This window comes from Alkalicoccobacillus porphyridii, from assembly GCF_007293315.1.
In the GTDB taxonomy this organism is placed as follows: Bacteria; Bacillota; Bacilli; order Bacillales; family Bacillaceae_D; genus Alkalicoccobacillus; species Alkalicoccobacillus porphyridii.
On the sequence record NZ_VLXZ01000001.1, the window covers coordinates 178,163 to 195,626 of the forward strand.

At 40.9% G+C, this 17,464-nt stretch carries 16 protein-coding genes and 1 riboswitch; of the genes, 8 read left to right on the plus strand and 8 right to left on the minus strand.

Going from position 1 to position 17,464, the window contains the following annotated elements:
* The first annotated feature begins 149 nt into the window (after positions 1–149).
* The 3 genes from mnmL to FN960_RS00820 are packed head-to-tail and all read left to right on the plus strand — an operon-like array spanning position 150 to position 2,270.
* Positions 150–1,112: a tRNA modification radical SAM protein MnmL/YtqA gene (gene mnmL / locus FN960_RS00810; protein WP_143846474.1), complete on the plus strand. Its 963-nt coding sequence runs from the start codon at positions 150–152 to the stop codon at positions 1,110–1,112.
* On the plus strand, positions 1,109–1,681 hold the full coding sequence (gene mnmM, locus FN960_RS00815; RefSeq protein ID WP_143846475.1) for a tRNA 5-(aminomethyl)-2-thiouridylate-methyltransferase MnmM: 573 nt from the start codon (positions 1,109–1,111) through the stop codon (positions 1,679–1,681). Before mnmL ends, mnmM begins: the two co-directional genes overlap by 4 nt.
* 25 nt (positions 1,682–1,706) lie before the next feature.
* Complete coding sequence (locus tag FN960_RS00820) at positions 1,707–2,270, plus strand: beta-class carbonic anhydrase (protein WP_143846476.1); 564 nt, start codon at positions 1,707–1,709, stop codon at positions 2,268–2,270.
* 465 nt (positions 2,271–2,735) lie between these two features.
* Here FN960_RS00820 and FN960_RS00825 read toward each other — a convergent pair whose 3' ends face one another.
* Complete coding sequence (locus tag FN960_RS00825; RefSeq protein WP_143846477.1) at positions 2,736–3,518, minus strand: alpha/beta hydrolase; 783 nt, start codon at positions 3,516–3,518, stop codon at positions 2,736–2,738.
* A gap of 104 nt (positions 3,519–3,622) precedes the next feature.
* Here FN960_RS00825 and FN960_RS00830 point away from each other — a divergent pair, with 104 nt between their 5' ends.
* Positions 3,623–4,144, plus strand: coding sequence for a gamma carbonic anhydrase (locus FN960_RS00830; protein WP_143846478.1), 522 nt, complete (start codon positions 3,623–3,625; stop codon positions 4,142–4,144).
* 54 nt (positions 4,145–4,198) lie between these two features.
* Here the strand turns inward: FN960_RS00830 and metK are convergent, their stop codons facing one another.
* Positions 4,199–5,413, minus strand: coding sequence for a methionine adenosyltransferase (gene metK / locus FN960_RS00835; protein WP_143846479.1), 1,215 nt, complete (start codon positions 5,411–5,413; stop codon positions 4,199–4,201).
* A 133-nt stretch (positions 5,414–5,546) separates the two neighbouring features.
* Positions 5,547–5,653, minus strand: a riboswitch (SAM riboswitch).
* Between the two features lie 164 nt (positions 5,654–5,817).
* Here metK and pckA point away from each other — a divergent pair.
* Entirely contained in the window at positions 5,818–7,401 is a 1,584-nt protein-coding gene (gene pckA, locus FN960_RS00840) for a phosphoenolpyruvate carboxykinase (ATP) (protein ID WP_143846480.1), read from the plus strand.
* Between the two features lie 260 nt (positions 7,402–7,661).
* Here the strand turns inward: pckA and FN960_RS00845 are convergent, their stop codons facing one another.
* The 6 genes from FN960_RS00845 to FN960_RS00870 form a co-directional block, all read right to left on the minus strand.
* Positions 7,662–8,447: an alpha/beta hydrolase family protein gene (locus FN960_RS00845; protein ID WP_143846481.1), complete on the minus strand. Its 786-nt coding sequence runs from the start codon at positions 8,445–8,447 to the stop codon at positions 7,662–7,664.
* Between the two features lie 12 nt (positions 8,448–8,459).
* Positions 8,460–8,927, minus strand: a complete 468-nt coding sequence (ytkD, locus tag FN960_RS00850; RefSeq protein ID WP_143846482.1) for an RNA deprotection pyrophosphohydrolase — start codon at positions 8,925–8,927, stop codon at positions 8,460–8,462.
* A 148-nt stretch (positions 8,928–9,075) separates the two neighbouring features.
* Positions 9,076–10,287, minus strand: a complete 1,212-nt coding sequence (locus tag FN960_RS00855) for an MFS transporter (protein ID WP_143846483.1) — start codon at positions 10,285–10,287, stop codon at positions 9,076–9,078.
* Between the two features lie 122 nt (positions 10,288–10,409).
* Positions 10,410–10,901, minus strand: a complete 492-nt coding sequence (locus FN960_RS00860) for a YwpF-like family protein (RefSeq protein ID WP_143846484.1) — start codon at positions 10,899–10,901, stop codon at positions 10,410–10,412.
* 448 nt (positions 10,902–11,349) lie between these two features.
* Positions 11,350–11,505, minus strand: a complete 156-nt coding sequence (locus tag FN960_RS00865; protein ID WP_143846485.1) for a sporulation histidine kinase inhibitor Sda — start codon at positions 11,503–11,505, stop codon at positions 11,350–11,352.
* Between the two features lie 25 nt (positions 11,506–11,530).
* Positions 11,531–12,712, minus strand: coding sequence for a MalY/PatB family protein (locus FN960_RS00870; protein WP_143846486.1), 1,182 nt, complete (start codon positions 12,710–12,712; stop codon positions 11,531–11,533).
* 235 nt (positions 12,713–12,947) lie between these two features.
* Between FN960_RS00870 and FN960_RS00875 the strand changes: the two genes are divergently transcribed.
* From FN960_RS00875 to FN960_RS00885, 3 genes are all read left to right on the plus strand, one after another.
* Positions 12,948–14,390: a phospholipase D-like domain-containing protein gene (locus FN960_RS00875; protein ID WP_143846487.1), complete on the plus strand. Its 1,443-nt coding sequence runs from the start codon at positions 12,948–12,950 to the stop codon at positions 14,388–14,390.
* A gap of 854 nt (positions 14,391–15,244) precedes the next feature.
* Complete coding sequence (locus tag FN960_RS00880; RefSeq protein WP_143846488.1) at positions 15,245–16,798, plus strand: ABC-F family ATP-binding cassette domain-containing protein; 1,554 nt, start codon at positions 15,245–15,247, stop codon at positions 16,796–16,798.
* A 31-nt stretch (positions 16,799–16,829) separates the two neighbouring features.
* The gene (locus FN960_RS00885) at positions 16,830–17,450 is read left to right on the plus strand and encodes a deoxynucleoside kinase (RefSeq protein ID WP_143846489.1); all 621 of its coding nucleotides are present in this window, start codon (positions 16,830–16,832) and stop codon (positions 17,448–17,450) included.
* Positions 17,451–17,464: the final 14 nt, after the last annotated feature.

A 17,464-nucleotide genomic window follows, 5' to 3' on the forward strand; every position in this document is an offset into this window, starting at 1 on the left:
CAAGAAGTAATCCTATGTCACTTAATGCTGAAAAGCAATTTATTTTCTTCCTTAGAATTAAAGTGGCTCTTCATCATGTCACATGATAAAATGAAGGATAAAAATATGCATCCATATTAATTGTTGTTTAACATAGGAAGGTAGATTTGATGAATTCAGCAGTACAACCGATTCCATCTCATTTTATAGACAAGCGCTATTACACATGGAGTGCTCATTTGCGAGATCATTTTGGCACCAAGGTATTTAAGGTTCCTCTTGATGCCGGCTTTGATTGTCCGAACCGAGATGGCCAGGTCGCTCATGGTGGCTGTACCTTTTGCAGTGTGAGAGGTTCTGGCGACTTTGCCGGTGATCGAACCGATGATTTAGTCACCCAATTTCATACGATTAAAGAACGAATGCATAAGAAGTGGAAAACAGGTAAGTACATTGGTTATTTCCAAGCCTATACAAATACCTATGCCCCTGTCGAAACCCTTCGTAATTATTTTGAAGTCATTCTGAAACAAGAAGGCGTTGTTGGTCTTTCCATTGCGACTCGTCCCGACTGTTTACCTGATGATGTAGTGGAATATTTGGCCGAATTAAATGAGCGCACTTACCTTTGGGTAGAGCTTGGCTTACAGACGGTTCACGAACGTACGGCAAATATTATTAATCGCGCCCATGATTACGAATGCTACAAGGAGGGTGTTGCCAAGCTTCGAAAGCACGGCATACGCGTATGCTCTCATATCATTAATGGATTACCACTTGAGACAACGGAAATGATGCTAGAAACAGCTAAAGAAGTGGCCAAGCTTGATGTGCAAGGAATCAAAATTCATCTGCTTCACCTTTTAAAGAAAACAGGTATGGTTAAGCAATATGAAAAAGGTCTAGTTGATTTAATGGATATGGATGAGTATATTAAGCTTGTAGCAGACCAACTCGAAGTCATTCCAAAAGATATGATTGTGCATCGACTAACAGGTGATGGCCCACCCGAGCTACTCATTGGACCGATGTGGAGTATGAACAAATGGGATGTTCTAAACGGAATTGAAAAGGAATTAAAGGATCGCGGTACATGGCAAGGGTATCACTATCAGAAAGAGTCAGGCCAATGAAGCTAAAAGGCATTCTTCCTTTTGCTCGCGAACTACTTGCTTCTGTTGTGACGGAAGGAGATACCGCTGTTGACGCCACGGCCGGAAATGGTCATGACAGCTGTTACTTGGCCAAGCTTGTTGGCGCAAAAGGACACGTCTATAGCTTTGATGTGCAGGAAGCCGCGATTCAAGCTACACACTCTCGAGTTCTTAATGAAGGCATAGCAGAACGAATCCACTTATATCATACTGGACATGAGCATGCGATCAATCATATTCAAAGTGAGCACCTTCACTCTCTAAAAGCGGCTATTTTTAACTTAGGCTACTTACCCGGAAGCGACAAGAGCATTACCACTCACGCAGAGACAACCATTGCAGCCATTGCTAATTTGTTTGGCGCAATGTCACCGGGGGGATTGATTGTTCTTGTTGTTTATCACGGTCATACTGAAGGTGCCATCGAAAAAGACGCCGTTCTCAACTATGTCGAGAACCTCCCCCAGGAGCAAGCACATGTGCTCCAATACGGATTTATTAATCAAAAAAATGCTCCACCCTTTATTATTGCAATTGAAAAACGCTAACCCAATTGAAAGGCAGTGAAGAACCGTGCCAAACTTAGATAACATTCTCGAATACAATAAGCATTTTGTAGAAACCAAAGAATACGAAAACTATCAAACCACTAAATTCCCTAATAAAAAATTAGTGATACTAACATGCATGGATGCTCGTTTAGCTGAACTGTTGCCTCGGGCGATGAATGTGGGTCAAGGCGATGCTAAAATTATTCGAAACGCAGGAGCAGTTATTTCACATCCATTTGGAAGTATTATGAGAAGCATTCTTTTAGCTGTGTACGAGCTTCAAGCAGAAGAAGTGTTAATTATTGGTCATCATGGCTGCGGTATGGCAGGCCTAGAATCAAAAAGCATCCTTAAAAAAGCAGAGCAGCGCGGAGTTGATATGAAAACAATTGAACCGCTTGAGTATGCTGGTGTTGACGTCAAACAATTTCTAACAGGCTTCGCTAATGTAGAAGAGAGTGTACATCATAGTGTTGGGATCGTAGAAAACCACCCACTCATGCCAAAAGAAGTTCCCGTACACGGGTTAGTGATTCACCCTGAAACAGGACAACTAGAGTTAATTAAAAGAGGCGACGGAAGATAAAAGGGGACAAAAGCTCTAGACAGCATTTTTCCAAAGATTTGGAGCGAAAACCAAGCAGCCTGGCTCTCACACCAAGAGCCAGGCTGCTTTTTTAAGAACTTTGAGCTTAACAGCAAGAGAAATGGCTCACTTACCAAGTGCTGATCCGCTTTACCAAGAGCTTTGAACTCAATACCAAGAGAAATGACTCTCCCACCAAGACCGATCCTCCTTACCAAGAACTATGAGCTTAACACCAAGAGAAACGGCCCTCTTACCAAGTGCTGATCCGCTTTACCAAGAACTTTGAACTCAATACCAAGAGAAACGGCTCTCTTACCAAGCGCTGATCCGCTTTACCAAGAACTTTGAACTCAACACCAAGAGAAATGACTCGCCCACCAAGACCGATCCTCCTCCCATGCCTGAAACAAACCAAAAACCCCGTCCAATTGACAATGTTTTTGTTTGTGATTACTTTATACATCAAGGGAACAGCTGATTAACGAACCCTACCGTATGTCGAAAGACTTCCTCTCGTTCGGGTTCATTAAATAACTCATGGTAAAAGCCTTCCCATTCTTTATAAGACTTATGGGTTAAAATTAAGTGATTAAACCATTCTTGGCTTGCGGCTTTATCCACGAGATAGTCCTCACCTGCTTGTAACAAAAGCAGTGGGATATTAGGGAATTTTTCTGGATACCTTCTTGTGAGTCGCATGGTTTTTTCTAGCTCTTGATACCAACGAGCTGACACTTTACTTACCTTTAAGGGATCGCGTAAGTAGGCCTCTACAACGTCCTGGTTACGTGTCGCCCGATCGGAACGGATACCCGAGTTCACACTAAAGGTCGGTGCCACATGTTGAAGCACTTTAGATGCCGCCTTTTTCGCTTTTGGAAGAGGATGGCTTAGATCTAGACAAGGTGAAGATAATATCAATCCATGAATAAAAGAATTATCTCGTTCCATTACGGTACGAATGGCAATTAACCCACCCATACTGTGTCCAAACAATAGAATAGGAAGCTGTTTTGTTCTTGCTTCATGGAGCCATTCCTCGACACTATCAAGATATTGCTGGAAAGTTTGTATATGGCCACGCCTGCCTCGAGTTTTTCCCTGTCCTGGCAGATCTCCCATGACTACGTCAAAGCCATGTTCATTCCATTTTTCTGCGAGCCAATAATAACGGCCATGGTGCTCTCCTGCTCCATGAACCATAACAACTACTCCCCTTGGCTCAGATACTTCCCATTTCCACATATCGTCCCACTCCTTGCCCCATGAAATCTCGGTGTTTTTACCTGCATATATACGTTATGATTAAGTATAGCGTTTTTTTTACGAGACTGAAAGGATGTGGAGTTATGATTTATACATATCTAAACAAAAAACCTCAAATTGCTGAGAGTGCATTTGTTGCAGATTACGTCACAATTACAGGGGATGTTGTGATTGGGGAGCAATCAAGTATATGGTTTCAAACGGTAATTCGTGGCGATGTATCTCCTACGCGAATTGGCGAAAGGGTTAACATACAAGATCAATCCATGCTTCATCAAAGTCCTGGCATTCCTTTAGTTATAAAAAATGATGTGACTGTTGGCCATCAATCCATGCTTCATAGCTGTACCATTGAAAAAAACGCCCTCATTGGCATGGGTTCCACTATTTTAGATGGTGCAATCATTGGAGAGGGTGCGTTTATCGGAGCTGGAAGTTTGGTTCCTCCTGGTAAACAAATTCCTCCTCATACGCTTGCATTTGGGCGTCCTGCAAAGGTGGTTAGAGATCTAAATGATGAAGATAAGGCGGATATGGAACGTATCCGTCGTGAGTATGTGGAGAAAGGTCAAATCTACAAACAAATGAAGACAGATTCAAAGTAACCACTAAAAAAACTCGGTTCCCCTTATAAGAGAATCGAGTTTTTTTATGTTATGTTATATAGATTTAAGCTCTGCTTGTTCCTTTAACACTGCTGCTTTATCTGTTTCCTCCCAAGGAAGAGATACATCTGTACGGCCAAAATGCCCGTATGCTGCTGTTTGTTTATAGATTGGACGGCGAAGGTCTAGCATACGAATGATGCCAGCAGGGCGTAGGTCAAAGTTCTGACGAATAAGCTTTACTAGGTTTTCTTCCGTTACTTTACCTGTACCAAAGGTATCTACTGCAATTGATACGGGTTGAGCCACACCAATCGCATAAGCAAGCTGAACCTCTGCTTTATCAGCAAGTCCTGCAGCAACGATATTCTTTGCCACATAACGTGCCGCATACGCACCAGAGCGGTCAACCTTTGTAGCATCTTTACCTGAGAAGGCGCCACCACCATGTCTAGCGTATCCGCCGTACGTATCAACAATAATCTTACGACCTGTTAATCCCGCATCCCCCTGAGGTCCGCCAATTACAAAACGCCCAGTTGGATTAATAAAGTATTTTGTCTTTTCATCAATGAGATTGGACGGTACAACCTGGTTAATAACATGTGTTTTTAAATCTGCCTGTATTTGCTCAAGCGTCGTTTCTGGATGATGTTGAGTCGAAATAACGATCGTATCAACTCTTGCTGGCTTGCCATGTTCGTCATATTCTACCGTTACCTGTGTTTTTGCATCAGGTCTTAAGTAGTCAATGATCTCTTCTTTGCGAACTTCAGCAAGACGACGAGCCAATTTGTGACTTAATGAAATAGGTAAGGGCATAAGCTCTTCGGTTTCATTGGTTGCAAAGCCAAACATTAGACCTTGGTCTCCTGCTCCAATTGCTTCAATTTCTTCCTCAGTCATTTGCCCTTCACGTGCTTCAAGTGCTTGGTCTACCCCTTGTGCAATGTCAGCTGACTGCTCATCAATAGATACAAGCACTGCGCAAGTTTCTGCATCAAAGCCATATTTTGCACGAGTATAGCCAATACCTTTGATCGTATCACGAACAACACGAGGAATATCCACGTATGTACTTGTTGTAATCTCTCCTGCTACAAGTACTAATCCGGTTGTCACAGATGTTTCACATGCCACCCGTGCATTTGGGTCCTTCTTCAAAATCTCATCTAAAATCGCATCAGAGATTTGGTCACAAATCTTGTCTGGATGTCCCTCTGTTACTGACTCTGATGTAAATAGTTGTCTACTTTTTAATTCTGCCATTCTAAAATCACCCTTCCAAATCAGTCTAATCCTTCTCTTATCTGCCTGTTTGATTAGATTGAGATTAAAAATACGCAATAAAAAACCCTATCCCTCTGTTCTGAGGAAAAGGGTTGAAATGTTGTCCTTTAACCTCTTATCGTTCAAGGCAATGCCTTGCAGGTTAGCACCTTTCCATATCCTATATGGTGGTTGCTGGGCTTCGCTGGGCCTGTCCCTCCGCCGGCTCTTCGATAAGATCCGTTCGCGAAAAAGTATATAACACAGGATGTGAAAAGTCAACAAGACAATGGTTTAATCACAGACATATGCCACACAAAAAGTATAGACTATTAAACTAAATGTGTTATACTAATTAGCATTAAATAGATTATAATTAGCCCATTCGAGAGGAGATTAGTATCATGAAAACAATGAACATTCCTGTTCACTTAGAACAACTTTTGTCCAGAACAGCGACAAAACACGATTTATCCATTGCCCAACTGGTAGAACGTTCTCTCGAGCGAGGAGAAGGCAAGCTGACATCATCTGGAGCTCTCAGTGTTGAAACCGGAGCGTATACTGGTCGTTCACCTAATGATAAGTTTATTGTAAAAGAACGTTCGGTTGCGGATAGGATTGATTGGGGAAAGGTGAATCAACCTATTGAGAAGCCTGTATTTACAGCTTTATATAAAAAGGTTTTAGCCCATCTGCATGAGAAAAAAGAGCTGTTTGCCTCACGTGGGTATGCAGGTGCAGACCAGTCCTTTCGTTTACCGATCCATATCATTAATGAGTTTGCATGGCACCAGATTTTTGCTAGACAATTATTTATACGACCAGACAACAGCGATCAATCACTGAGTAAAGAGCCTTTTACCATTGTCTCAGCTCCCAGCTTTAAGGCAGATCCTAAAGTAGATGGTACTCACTCTGAAGCTTTTGTCATCATCTCATTTGAAGAAAGGGTTATACTAATTGGCGGAACAGAATACGCAGGTGAGATGAAAAAGTCAATCTTTTCTATTATGAATTATCTGCTTCCGGTAGAAGAAGAGGTACTAACCATGCATTGCTCAGGAAATACAAGTTCAACTGGAGAAGTAGCTTTATTTTTTGGATTATCTGGTACCGGTAAGACAACATTATCTGCTTCTCCCGATCGTCTCTTAATTGGAGATGATGAACATGCCTGGTCTGAAGATGGCATCTTTAATATAGAGGGCGGTTGCTATGCAAAGTGTGTAGGACTAACAGAGGATAAAGAGCCGCAGATCTGGAATGCGATTAAATTTGGTACGGTATTAGAAAATGTTTCAGTCTCAGATGAAAATGGAGAGCCTGATTATCATAATGTCTCATTAACAGAGAATACGCGAGCTGCTTATCCTCTACATTATATTCCAAATGCTTTAGAGCCAAGTGTTGCTGGACACCCCACTACCATTATTTTCTTAACTGCAGATGCTTTTGGTGTTCTGCCTCCTATCAGCAAGCTACGCCCAGAGCAGGCTATGTATCATTTTTTATCCGGCTACACAAGTAAGCTAGCAGGTACAGAACGTGGCGTAACTGAACCAGAAGCAACCTTCTCGACATGTTTCGGTGCACCTTTTCTTCCGTTACCAGCCTATCACTACGCCGAAATGCTCGGAAATCTAATCAAAAAGCATGATGTGAATGTGTATCTTGTTAATACAGGTTGGTCGGGAGGTCCTTATGGGACTGGGCAAAGAATAGACTTACACTATACTCGTTCTATGGTGAGTGCAGCTTTAAATGGAGAGCTAATAGAAATTGAAACGATTCAAGATCCCATTTTCGGGTTGGACATCCCAAAACAATGCCCTGGAGTACCTGATGCCGTGCTGCAACCACGTACTACATGGGAAAATGTAAATGCATACGAAGAAAAAGCGGTAGAACTAGCAAGCAAATTCAAACAAAATTTCGCTAAATTTGAAGGAATAGCTGAAGACATTCTTCAAGCTGGTCCAAAGTAGATCCTGAGTCATACTGCTGAAATGCTATTAGGTGATCTAAGAAGAATTGGAAGGGTAACAGAGTTTGGCTGCTTCGTCGCCGCTCCCGAAAATGGGGGCACGCTTTCCACGGGAGTACCTGCTCTAACACTGGATACGTCGATTGACCTCAAATCGTAGCCAGCCACCTTTCCTGCTTCAACAAAAAAGACCCGAGCGGTTATGTTAATTAACATAACCACTCGGGTCTTCTTGAGATGAAAACACTTATGTCCCGTGCTCTAATAACCCTTCACCTGGCTCTTCATCCATTCTGCTGCGTTATGGAGAACCTTCTGCTGCTCTTTGATAGGAAACTGATGATGAAAGTTGTTAAAATACCACGATTCTACAGGCAACTCAGATGCGCGTAAAACCTTTTCTACAGCGTACGCATGCTCTATTGATACATGTTCATCTAATACACCGTGAATCAATAGGACTGAAGCGTTTAATGTAGGCAACTTAGAGAGTGGGGTTCGCCAATCATAGGATTCGGGAACCTTGTTAGGTGTACCACCGATGACTCGTTTAAGCATTCGCCGGAGATCGACACGCTCCTCATAGGTCAGAAACATATCAGTGACGCCATTCCAGCTAGTAACTGTTGCTACCTCTTCTCTAGCAATCGCAGCCCAAAACGCCATGACCCCACCTCTTGAAAATCCGATGAGATGAATCCCCTGCTCCGAATCAAAAGTGGGGATCGTCTTTAGTAGATCAACCGCACTTATACCATCCTCACGATCCTTCCCAGCAAAATCTTCATTTCCTTCGCCACCCTTGTTCCCCCGGTAAAATGGAGCTAAGACAACAAATCCCTCTGATGCCCATTGGATGATGCGTTGGACCCTTACCATGCCTACATTTTTTATTCCGCCTCTAAGATAAACTAAGCCTGGCAGTGATTGACTCCATGCAGGCTCTGCTAGATATCCCTTAACTCTTAACCCATCACTCAAATATGTTAACAAAAATAAACGAATATCGGGGTGGGGAGAAGGGATACGTTGTTTGTTAATAAGCACGTACGCCCCCTCCTAGATCAACCCTTGTGTATCTATGTACGAAAGACAGTGAGTAAGAACATGATCTTTCATAATAAAGCTATAATGCTCATCTTGACGCAAATTCTTCGGAAAATGGCTGACACAAACGGGCCCATCTGTTTCTAAATAGTCTTCTTTTGTTTCTAAAGTATGTATTTCTGCATAATAGATATTTTTACAAATCTGTTCTGTAGGAATCTGATATTGTCCAATATATCGAAGACTGCTTATGTCCGCTCCTGTTTCCTCTAGTACCTCCCTACAGGCTGCCTGTTCAGCCTTTTCACTTTTTTCAACTTTCCCCCCAGGAAACTCCAAGCCACGCTTTTTATGATTGGTTAACAGCCACTGATTTCTATACCGACATATCACCCACACATGCATAGGGTTAGCTGAAAAAGGGTGATCCTCAAAGGACAATTGCACCTCTCGCTTATAATAATCTAAAAACGTGTGCACTCTAATCCCCCATTCCTGCTTTTTATAGCAGTATACCCCTTATAGACGCTTATTTCTATGCTCAGCTCCGATAGAGTCCATGCTTATTTGGAAATTACATCGATGTAAAGAAATAGAGGGAGGATAATGGTTTAGTTTCTTCCTTACCTTAGCTCCAGTTACTCTTAATTGGCTTTTCTGGCTTAATCATCACAATTGTTAGAAGCAGGGATATCAAACAAAAAAGCGCATGAGAAAAGAAAATAACAAAATGGTTAAACTGAGCGAGTGCAGCAAAAACAGGTGGGCCAAGTGCCACGCCAACAAATCGCATACTGCTGTATAAAGAGGTGATAGACCCTCGTTGTTCTTGTCTAATACCCTCTGTCACAAAAGCATCTAAGCTTGGTAATGCTGCTCCAATACCTAATCCAGCAAGAAATAAAGCCGTCAGGAGGACATAGATATCCTCTGATAAGGAAATCCACATGATTGATATTGTAAGCAGGGCTAAGCCGAACACTGTATACCATTTCATTTTCATTTTATCTTGACCAATCAGTTTCCCTGACAAATAAGAAGAAAGGCATAGCGCAGCCAGAGGAAAAGCCAAAACGACTCCCTTTTTTATATCCTGGATACCATATTGCTTCTCTAAATGAGTGGACAAATAAAATAATAGCCCGAAAATCAAGTACATACATAAACCACCAATAAAAAAGACAATAAAAAGCCAGCGACCTTCTCGTTTAAAAATTTCCTTAATTGATTTAATAAACGCTTTGAATTTTTGTGGTTTTTTTTGGCTGGGTTGGATGTGAACAAAAAAGATAAGCAGGAGGATAGAAATAAAACAAAAAATAGGAAAAGAGAAAAAAGGAAGGTACCAAATAATTGAAGCAAGTATAGCTCCAAGGATCGGACTAATTACCTTACCAAAGGTATTGGATGTCTCAACTAATCCTAAACCAGCACTTACTTCTTTTTCTGTTGTGAACAAATCCCCAACTAAGGGAAAGGCAATAGGAGCAGCACCTGCCGCGCCAATCCCTTGTAGTAGCCTTCCTGCTAATATCCAGAAATAGGGGGAATCAAAACGCCATGCGGCCACACCAGCCAAGGTTCCTCCCGCCGCAGCCAAAATTAAACTTGGGATAATCACTTGTTTTCTTCCTATGTGATCAGATAAGTAGCCAGCGATTGGAATGCACAAAATCGCTACGATGGAATACACAGTGATGAGTAAACTAACTTGTAAAGAACTGATCCCTAATTTTTTTTCGATTGTAGGAAGGACGGGGATCAGCATTGAATTACCTAACGTCATCACAAGGGGAATCGATGCAATGGATCCAATTCCCCATATATTCTTTTGTTTCACCTCTCTCCCCCCTTAAACTCTCTGTTATTAGTCTTAGTATAAAATAAACTCGGGACTCTATTCACAACATAAAAAAAAGAAGCTGGCGAGAAATGAATCTTCACCAGCTTCGGTCATCTTCTTTAAAGCAGAACGTATTTTCCGCTTTCTTTAAGATCCTTATACACTTCATTTAATGTCTTGTCTGAATAGGAATCAAGGTTTTCTGTACGCTGTTTAAACCGCTCAAGCAAACTCTCCGTAGAATGCCCATCTGAAAGAAGGTCTTCCAGAACATCCTCCAATACATCATCACGCCCAAGTACAATGCGCCCTTTGAAAACAATACTATAGCCTTCACTCAACTCAGTAATTGTCTCAATACTTGTAATCATAGCTGCCGGATGATTATCTTTGCTTGTAATAATTACATTTAAAAAAACATGACGATTGGCTTGTTGTTCCCCTTCAAAAAAAGTCTTAAATTCCTTAGGAACCACGGCATCGATAAACCATGTTCGTTCACTGTTTTCCATATTAATAATCAACCCATCTGTAAGCGGAATGGCTTCCTGTCTAATCGTTTCATTATCTCCAGCTAACAAGTACAACGCATACAATTTAAAAGTCTTCACAAAGCACCTCCCGTAACAAATTAGTTACTTATATTTAACCACAGTGAACATCCGAAGTAAATCTGTGGCCTTTTTTGGCGAAAAAAAAGCAGCAGCTTCCAATGATGGAAACCCTGCTCGTACGACAGACACTAAGAACTTTTAACGTCCTTAAATAGTGTCTCGATTTGTTTTTGTTCGACCCACTTTAGAAACTTCTTCTCTTCTGGTGTCAAATCTCTTTGCAGCTTAGATTTGAAATCGTTAACCAGTTCTTCATATAAGTGATTTATACATGTCATGTGTAATGCCCCATTTCTATAAGAACTTAATAGTTAAGCATCGCGACTAATTACGCCATCCTCTCCATCAACTTATATTCATAAATGTGGACGATATGACTTTTTGGTTAACATGTAACTTCAACTTACATACCCAGATTCCTGCTTTAACTTTTCTGTTTTTTTCGTTAAATGGTCGGAGTCGCATAATATGAGTCCAACTTATGCAGTAAATGACGATCGACAAGCTCTTGATGAAGAAGCATGATAAAGTCTTCATTTAAATCCAGCTCTTTTGCTTTTACATACGCTTCCACCAACATATCATTATTTAAATTATCCATTATCCCTCCGACACACACTCCTATTTTAGAATTTGCTTTTGAGATAAGCTTGTTTCATTCGATTTAGCCCTTCTTCTAATGTCGCTTTTGGACATGCTAAGTTAAGGCGTTCAAAGTTTTCTGCTTCTCTTCCAAACGTCGGACCATGGTTAAGAGCTACTCTCGCCTCTTCAACTAACCATTTTTTTCGTTGCTCCGATGTTAAAGGAATCTCATTAAAATCCAGCCAAAGCAGATACGTTCCCTGTGGCTTAATTACGTTGATTTTAGGCATATTCTCTCTGATAAATTGAGCGGCAAACCGGTAATTTTCTTGTATATACTTCATCAGCTCTTCTAGCCACTCTTCTCCTTTGTTATACGCTGTTTCAGTTGCTAACTCGGCGAACGCATTCTGGCTATTCATGAATGTACTCTCTAAAAATCGTCTTAACTGCAGGCGAAGTTTATTATCCTTCACAACAATATATGAAGCAATAATTCCTGCTAAATTAAATGTTTTTGTTGGAGCCATACATGTGAATGTTCGTTCAGCCATATCTTCATTAATGGAGGCAAGCGGAATATGTTGATACCCGTCGTATAATAAATCAGCATGAATCTCATCAGAAATCACCAGTAAATCATACTTCTTGCAGACAGCCGCTAATGCTTCCAACTCCTGCTTGGACCACACTCTGCCACCAGGATTATGAGGATGACAAAACAGTAGCATCTTTGTTCTTTCTGTAATTGAAGCTTCAAGTTGCTCTAAATCCATTTTAAATTGGCCTGTTGTTTCATCTTGTTGAAGTGGGTTTCTTAGAACTGAGCGGTCATTCAATTTAATTACGTCATAAAATGGATAGTAAACTGGGGTTTGGATGACGATTTCATCTCCAAGATCGGTAAACGACTTAATGATATTACTAATTGTTGGGACGATACCAACTGTGTGGATCAACCATTTTTCACTAATCTCCCATTCATACCTACGCCTTGCCCAATTAACAATGGATTCATTCACGGAAGAAGAAGGAGTGATGTAACCAAACACACCTTGCTGTACTCGTTCTGTAAGTGCATCAAGTACTGGTTGAGGAGCTTTGAAATCCATGTCTGCCACCCAAAGCGGTATCAATTCATCGGCTCCGTATCTTTTTACTACTCCATCCCACTTTAATGAATTTGTTCCTTTTCTTTCAATAACCTCATCAAACTGATGCATCCTGACACTCCTTCTTTCCGTCTAACAAAACCAAAAGCTGTTAGAGAAAATCCATAACTCTAATTCGATAAAAAGTTTGGCTTTTCCTTTTTATTCATCAAGGTTTCGTTCGACGAATTTTTTAACTATGTAATTGCTACTCATTTTACATGCTGCATAGTTTAAAAACAATTGTTTAGAACTCAGGCTTTTAAGGAATGGTAATCTCAGATAAAGTAATAAAAAGGAGAATGACATGTCAGGAAAACTATTTAATAAAAAGTATGCAGCACTACTTTTTATCCTCGCTTTTCTATTCATTTATATCGGTAACATTATACATGGTGTGAACCGCCCGCTACCTCATACAAATATTTCCTACGAAAGTGAATTAAAGCCGGTGTATGACCCTGTATTTCTCAGTGACATTACTCATCAGCAAATGGATGAGCAAATACTAGAACAAGATATATTTGAATACATCAAACAAATGATTCAGGAAGCAGATGACTGGATCGTATTTGATATGTTTTTATTTAATAATATATATCAAGAAGAAGAGAGCTTCCCTGCCTTAGCTGAAGAAATGACAGCTGTACTTATTCAGAAAAAACAAAGCAATCCTGACATGGAAATTACGGTTATTACAGATCCAGTAAATACAATGTATGGGGCATTTGAACCTGATTACCTTGCTGAGCTTCAAGATGAGGACATACCAGTTATTATTAGTGACTTGACGACTCTAAGGGATTCTAATCCTTTATTCGCAAGCTATTATAAAATGTTTTTACGTTGGGACACTCTAAAGTGGGGTAACTGGCTTCCCAACCCATTAGGGTCAAATGGCCATGATGTAAATCTCCATTCATATTTTGGATCTTTGAACGGAAAAGCTAACCATCGAAAAGTAGTAGTAACGGAGAATGAGGGCTTAATCACTTCAGGAAACCCTCATAATGCAAGCGCCTATCATAATAATACTGCGATTGCTTTTAAGGGGGAATTAGTATGGGATCTCCTCTTAACAGAAGAAGCTGTAGCTAACTATTCTGCCAATCGTACATTAATACCAAATTCCTTATCACAAACAGACGAAGCCCACACAGACATTTATGGACAAGTCTTAACAGAGAGTAAAATTCATAAAAAAGCTTTATCTATGATAAACGAGGCTGAACAAGGTGATACCATTTGGATGGGGATGCTTTATTTATCAGAATCCCTGATTTGTGACGCGTTAGTTGAAGCTGCACATAGAGGCGTTTCCGTTCAGATTGTGTTAGATCAAAACATTGAATCCTTTGGAAACCAAAAAATTGGATTGCCTAATAAACCGGTAGCGTATCGATTATTGCAGGAAGCGAATTCAAATCTGCAAATACGTTGGTATGAAACCGAGAAAGAGCAGTATCATCCAAAGCTTCTATTTGTCGATTCCACATATAATGCCCGGATCTTAAACGGTTCCGCTAATTTCACACGACGTAATCTTGAGGATTTAAATCTGGAGACCAACCTGTACCTTCAGTCTGATGCCGATGCAGACATAGCGAATGATATCCGAGAATATTTCCACCGTATTTGGAACAACCAGGATGGTCAATTTACGGCAGATTATGAGGAGTATAAGGATGAAGCATTATGGCTACGTGCACTGTACTCCATCCAAAAGCTTACGAAGCTTTCGACCTATTGAAACGTCGTCCACGGAATAAGGCACGCACCCGTGGGCGGGAAAAAGTCGTTTAAAAATGAGCTCATGCCTCGCTACAGGAGAAACCTACGCTCTTGTTTAGGATTAAACAAATGACCATCATTCTCATTTAAGGAAATCAAGGATGTTTTTGATTTGTAATAAGATTCATTTTAATTAAAATATCTCTTCTTCAGTGGTGCCTGGTATAATCCCCCAGGAGTCGGTCCCATTCCGTCCGCTGTAAAAGTGCATAAACTCACAGAAAAAATCAGATGGCTGATGTGCTCAACTACACTAATTACTAGGTTGTTATTTGAGAGAAAACTCAACCAGCTGAGCCAGAAATCTGAGACTCCTGCGGGATAGAAGAGTCCACTAAAAAGACTGCGAACGTTCTTTAACTTTAATTGTTTAAGGTCAGAACATTAGCGGAAGGAGAACCCGTAGACTCCTGCGGAACAGAACGTGTCTGAAGACATCGAAGTGGTGGTTTTCCACTTCGAGGGCTGAGGCCGTTCCCGCGGAAAGCGTAGGGTTCTCCTGTAGCGGCGCTATTTAGCTCATACTTACATGACTTTTTCAGTAACTTCGATAGAACCCGTCTGAAGACATAAAAGGGTCGTTTTCCATTTCAAGGGCTGAGGCCGTTCCCACGAAAAGCGAAGGTTTTCTGGCGGAGCGGCATTCAGATGCTGTTCAGGCGGTGATTACGGGTACGAAGGATTGTGTTGAAACTCGGCGTAGTTTATTCAACTTCAAATAAATTAGGACAATGTGCATATTATGCCTTCTGACTCAAGCTCATAAGTATGGTAAAATAATATAATCAGATTTTAGCAAAGCAGGGTGTTTAAATGAGCATTTTATCAGTTAGTAAATTAAGCCACGGTTTTGGTGACCGGGCTATTTTTCAGGATGTCTCCTTCCGTCTATTAAAAGGCGAACATATTGGGCTAATTGGCGCAAACGGTGAAGGTAAATCCACGTTTATGAATATTATTACAGGTACCTTAATGCCTGATGAGGGCAAGGTAGAGTGGTCTAAAAATGTGAGGGTTGGCTATTTGGATCAGCACACCGCCCTTCAGAAAGGCTTAACGATACGAGATGTTCTGAAAAGCGCCTTTCAATACCTCTTTGATATGGAAGCACAAATGAATGCCCTTTATGAAAAGATGGGTGAAGTGGATGCAGATAAGCTGGAGAAGCTATTAGAAGATGTTGGCGTCATCCAAGACACATTAACAAACAATGATTTTTATATTGTTGATACAAAGGTTGAGGAGATCGCTCGTGGTCTTGGCCTCGATGAAATTGGTCTGGATAAGGATGTAACCGACTTAAGTGGCGGACAACGGACAAAGGTGCTCTTAGCCAAGCTTTTACTGGAAAAGCCAGACATCCTGCTTTTAGATGAGCCTACAAACTATCTCGATGAGCAGCATATTACGTGGCTAACCCGTTATTTACAGGAGTATGATAACGCCTTTATCCTCATCTCGCATGACATCCCGTTTTTAAATCGGGTGGTGAACTTAATCTATCACATGGAGAATCAGGAGCTTAATCGCTATGTTGGGGATTACAATCACTTTTTAGAGGTTCATGAAGTGAAGAAACAGCAGCTTGAGGCAGCCTTTAAGCGCCAGCAACAGGAAATTTCTCAGCTGAAGGATTTTGTTGCAAGAAATAAAGCAAGAGTCTCTACTCGAAACATGGCGATGTCTAGACAAAAGAAACTTGATAAAATGGATGTCATTGAGCTTGCAAAAGAAAAGCCAAAGCCGGACTTTCATTTCCATACGGCAAGGACACCCTCTAAGTATGTATTTGAAGCGAAAGATCTAGTCATTGGCTACGATGAACCATTAACAAGACCTCTTGATCTCGAAATGATCCGTAACTCAAAGATTGCCTTAACTGGAGCCAATGGGATCGGAAAGACTACATTGCTTAAAAGCCTGCTAGGATTAATTGATCCTCTTGAAGGAAAGGTCATCCGTGGTGATTATCAGGAAATTGGATATTTTGAGCAAGAGGTACAGGATTCAAATAAGACATGTATCGAGGAAATATGGGACACCTTCCCGTCTTTTACTCAGCAGGAAGTACGCGCGTCTTTAGCTAGATGTGGCTTAACGACCAAGCACATTGAAAGCAAAATAAAAGTGTTAAGTGGTGGAGAGAAAGCAAAAGTTCGTTTATGTAAACTTATGAACAGAGAAACCAATATTCTTATCCTTGATGAGCCCACCAATCACCTCGATGTTGATGCTAAAGCTGAGTTAAAAAAAGCGTTGCAGGAATATAAAGGTTCCGTGCTAATCATATGCCACGAACCGGAATTCTATGAAGGCTTGGTGACAGATATCTGGAATTGCGAGGATTGGACTACAAAAGTTTTTTAATACTTGATTACACGCTATAAGGGGAGTCATCATGTCAGAACACACACCATTTTTAGTTGTTGAAGGACCTATAGGGGTGGGTAAAACCACCCTGACTAAATTACTAGCAGCCGAATTTGGCTTTGCTAGTCTTACAGAAATCGTTGAAGAGAATCCATTTCTCGGTAAGTTTTATGAGAATATTGAGGAATGGAGCTTTCAAACGGAAATGTTTTTTCTATGCAATCGCTATAAGCAGCTTGGTGACACCGCTGAAAAGCTTCAGGTTGGCGTACCTATTGTTGCTGACTACCATATTTTTAAGAACCTAATTTTTGCTCGTCGCACATTGCCAAAGGAGCAGCTTGATAAGTACATCCGTATCTACAATATTTTAACCGAGGGTGTCCCTGAACCAACGGCCATCATCTACCTTCACGCTAGCCTTCCTACGTTATTAAAACGTATTAATCAACGGGGGCGAAGCATTGAAAAGCAGATTGATCCAGAGTATTTAAAACAATTAATGTTCGACTATGAAGAGGCGATATCATCTATGGCGGCAATGTATCCGCATGTTCCAATTATTAAAATTGACGGTGATCAATTTGACTTTGTGGAAAGATCAAATGACCTTGAATACATATACCAATTAGTTCGAGAAACTACATAATAGAAGGAGTACTA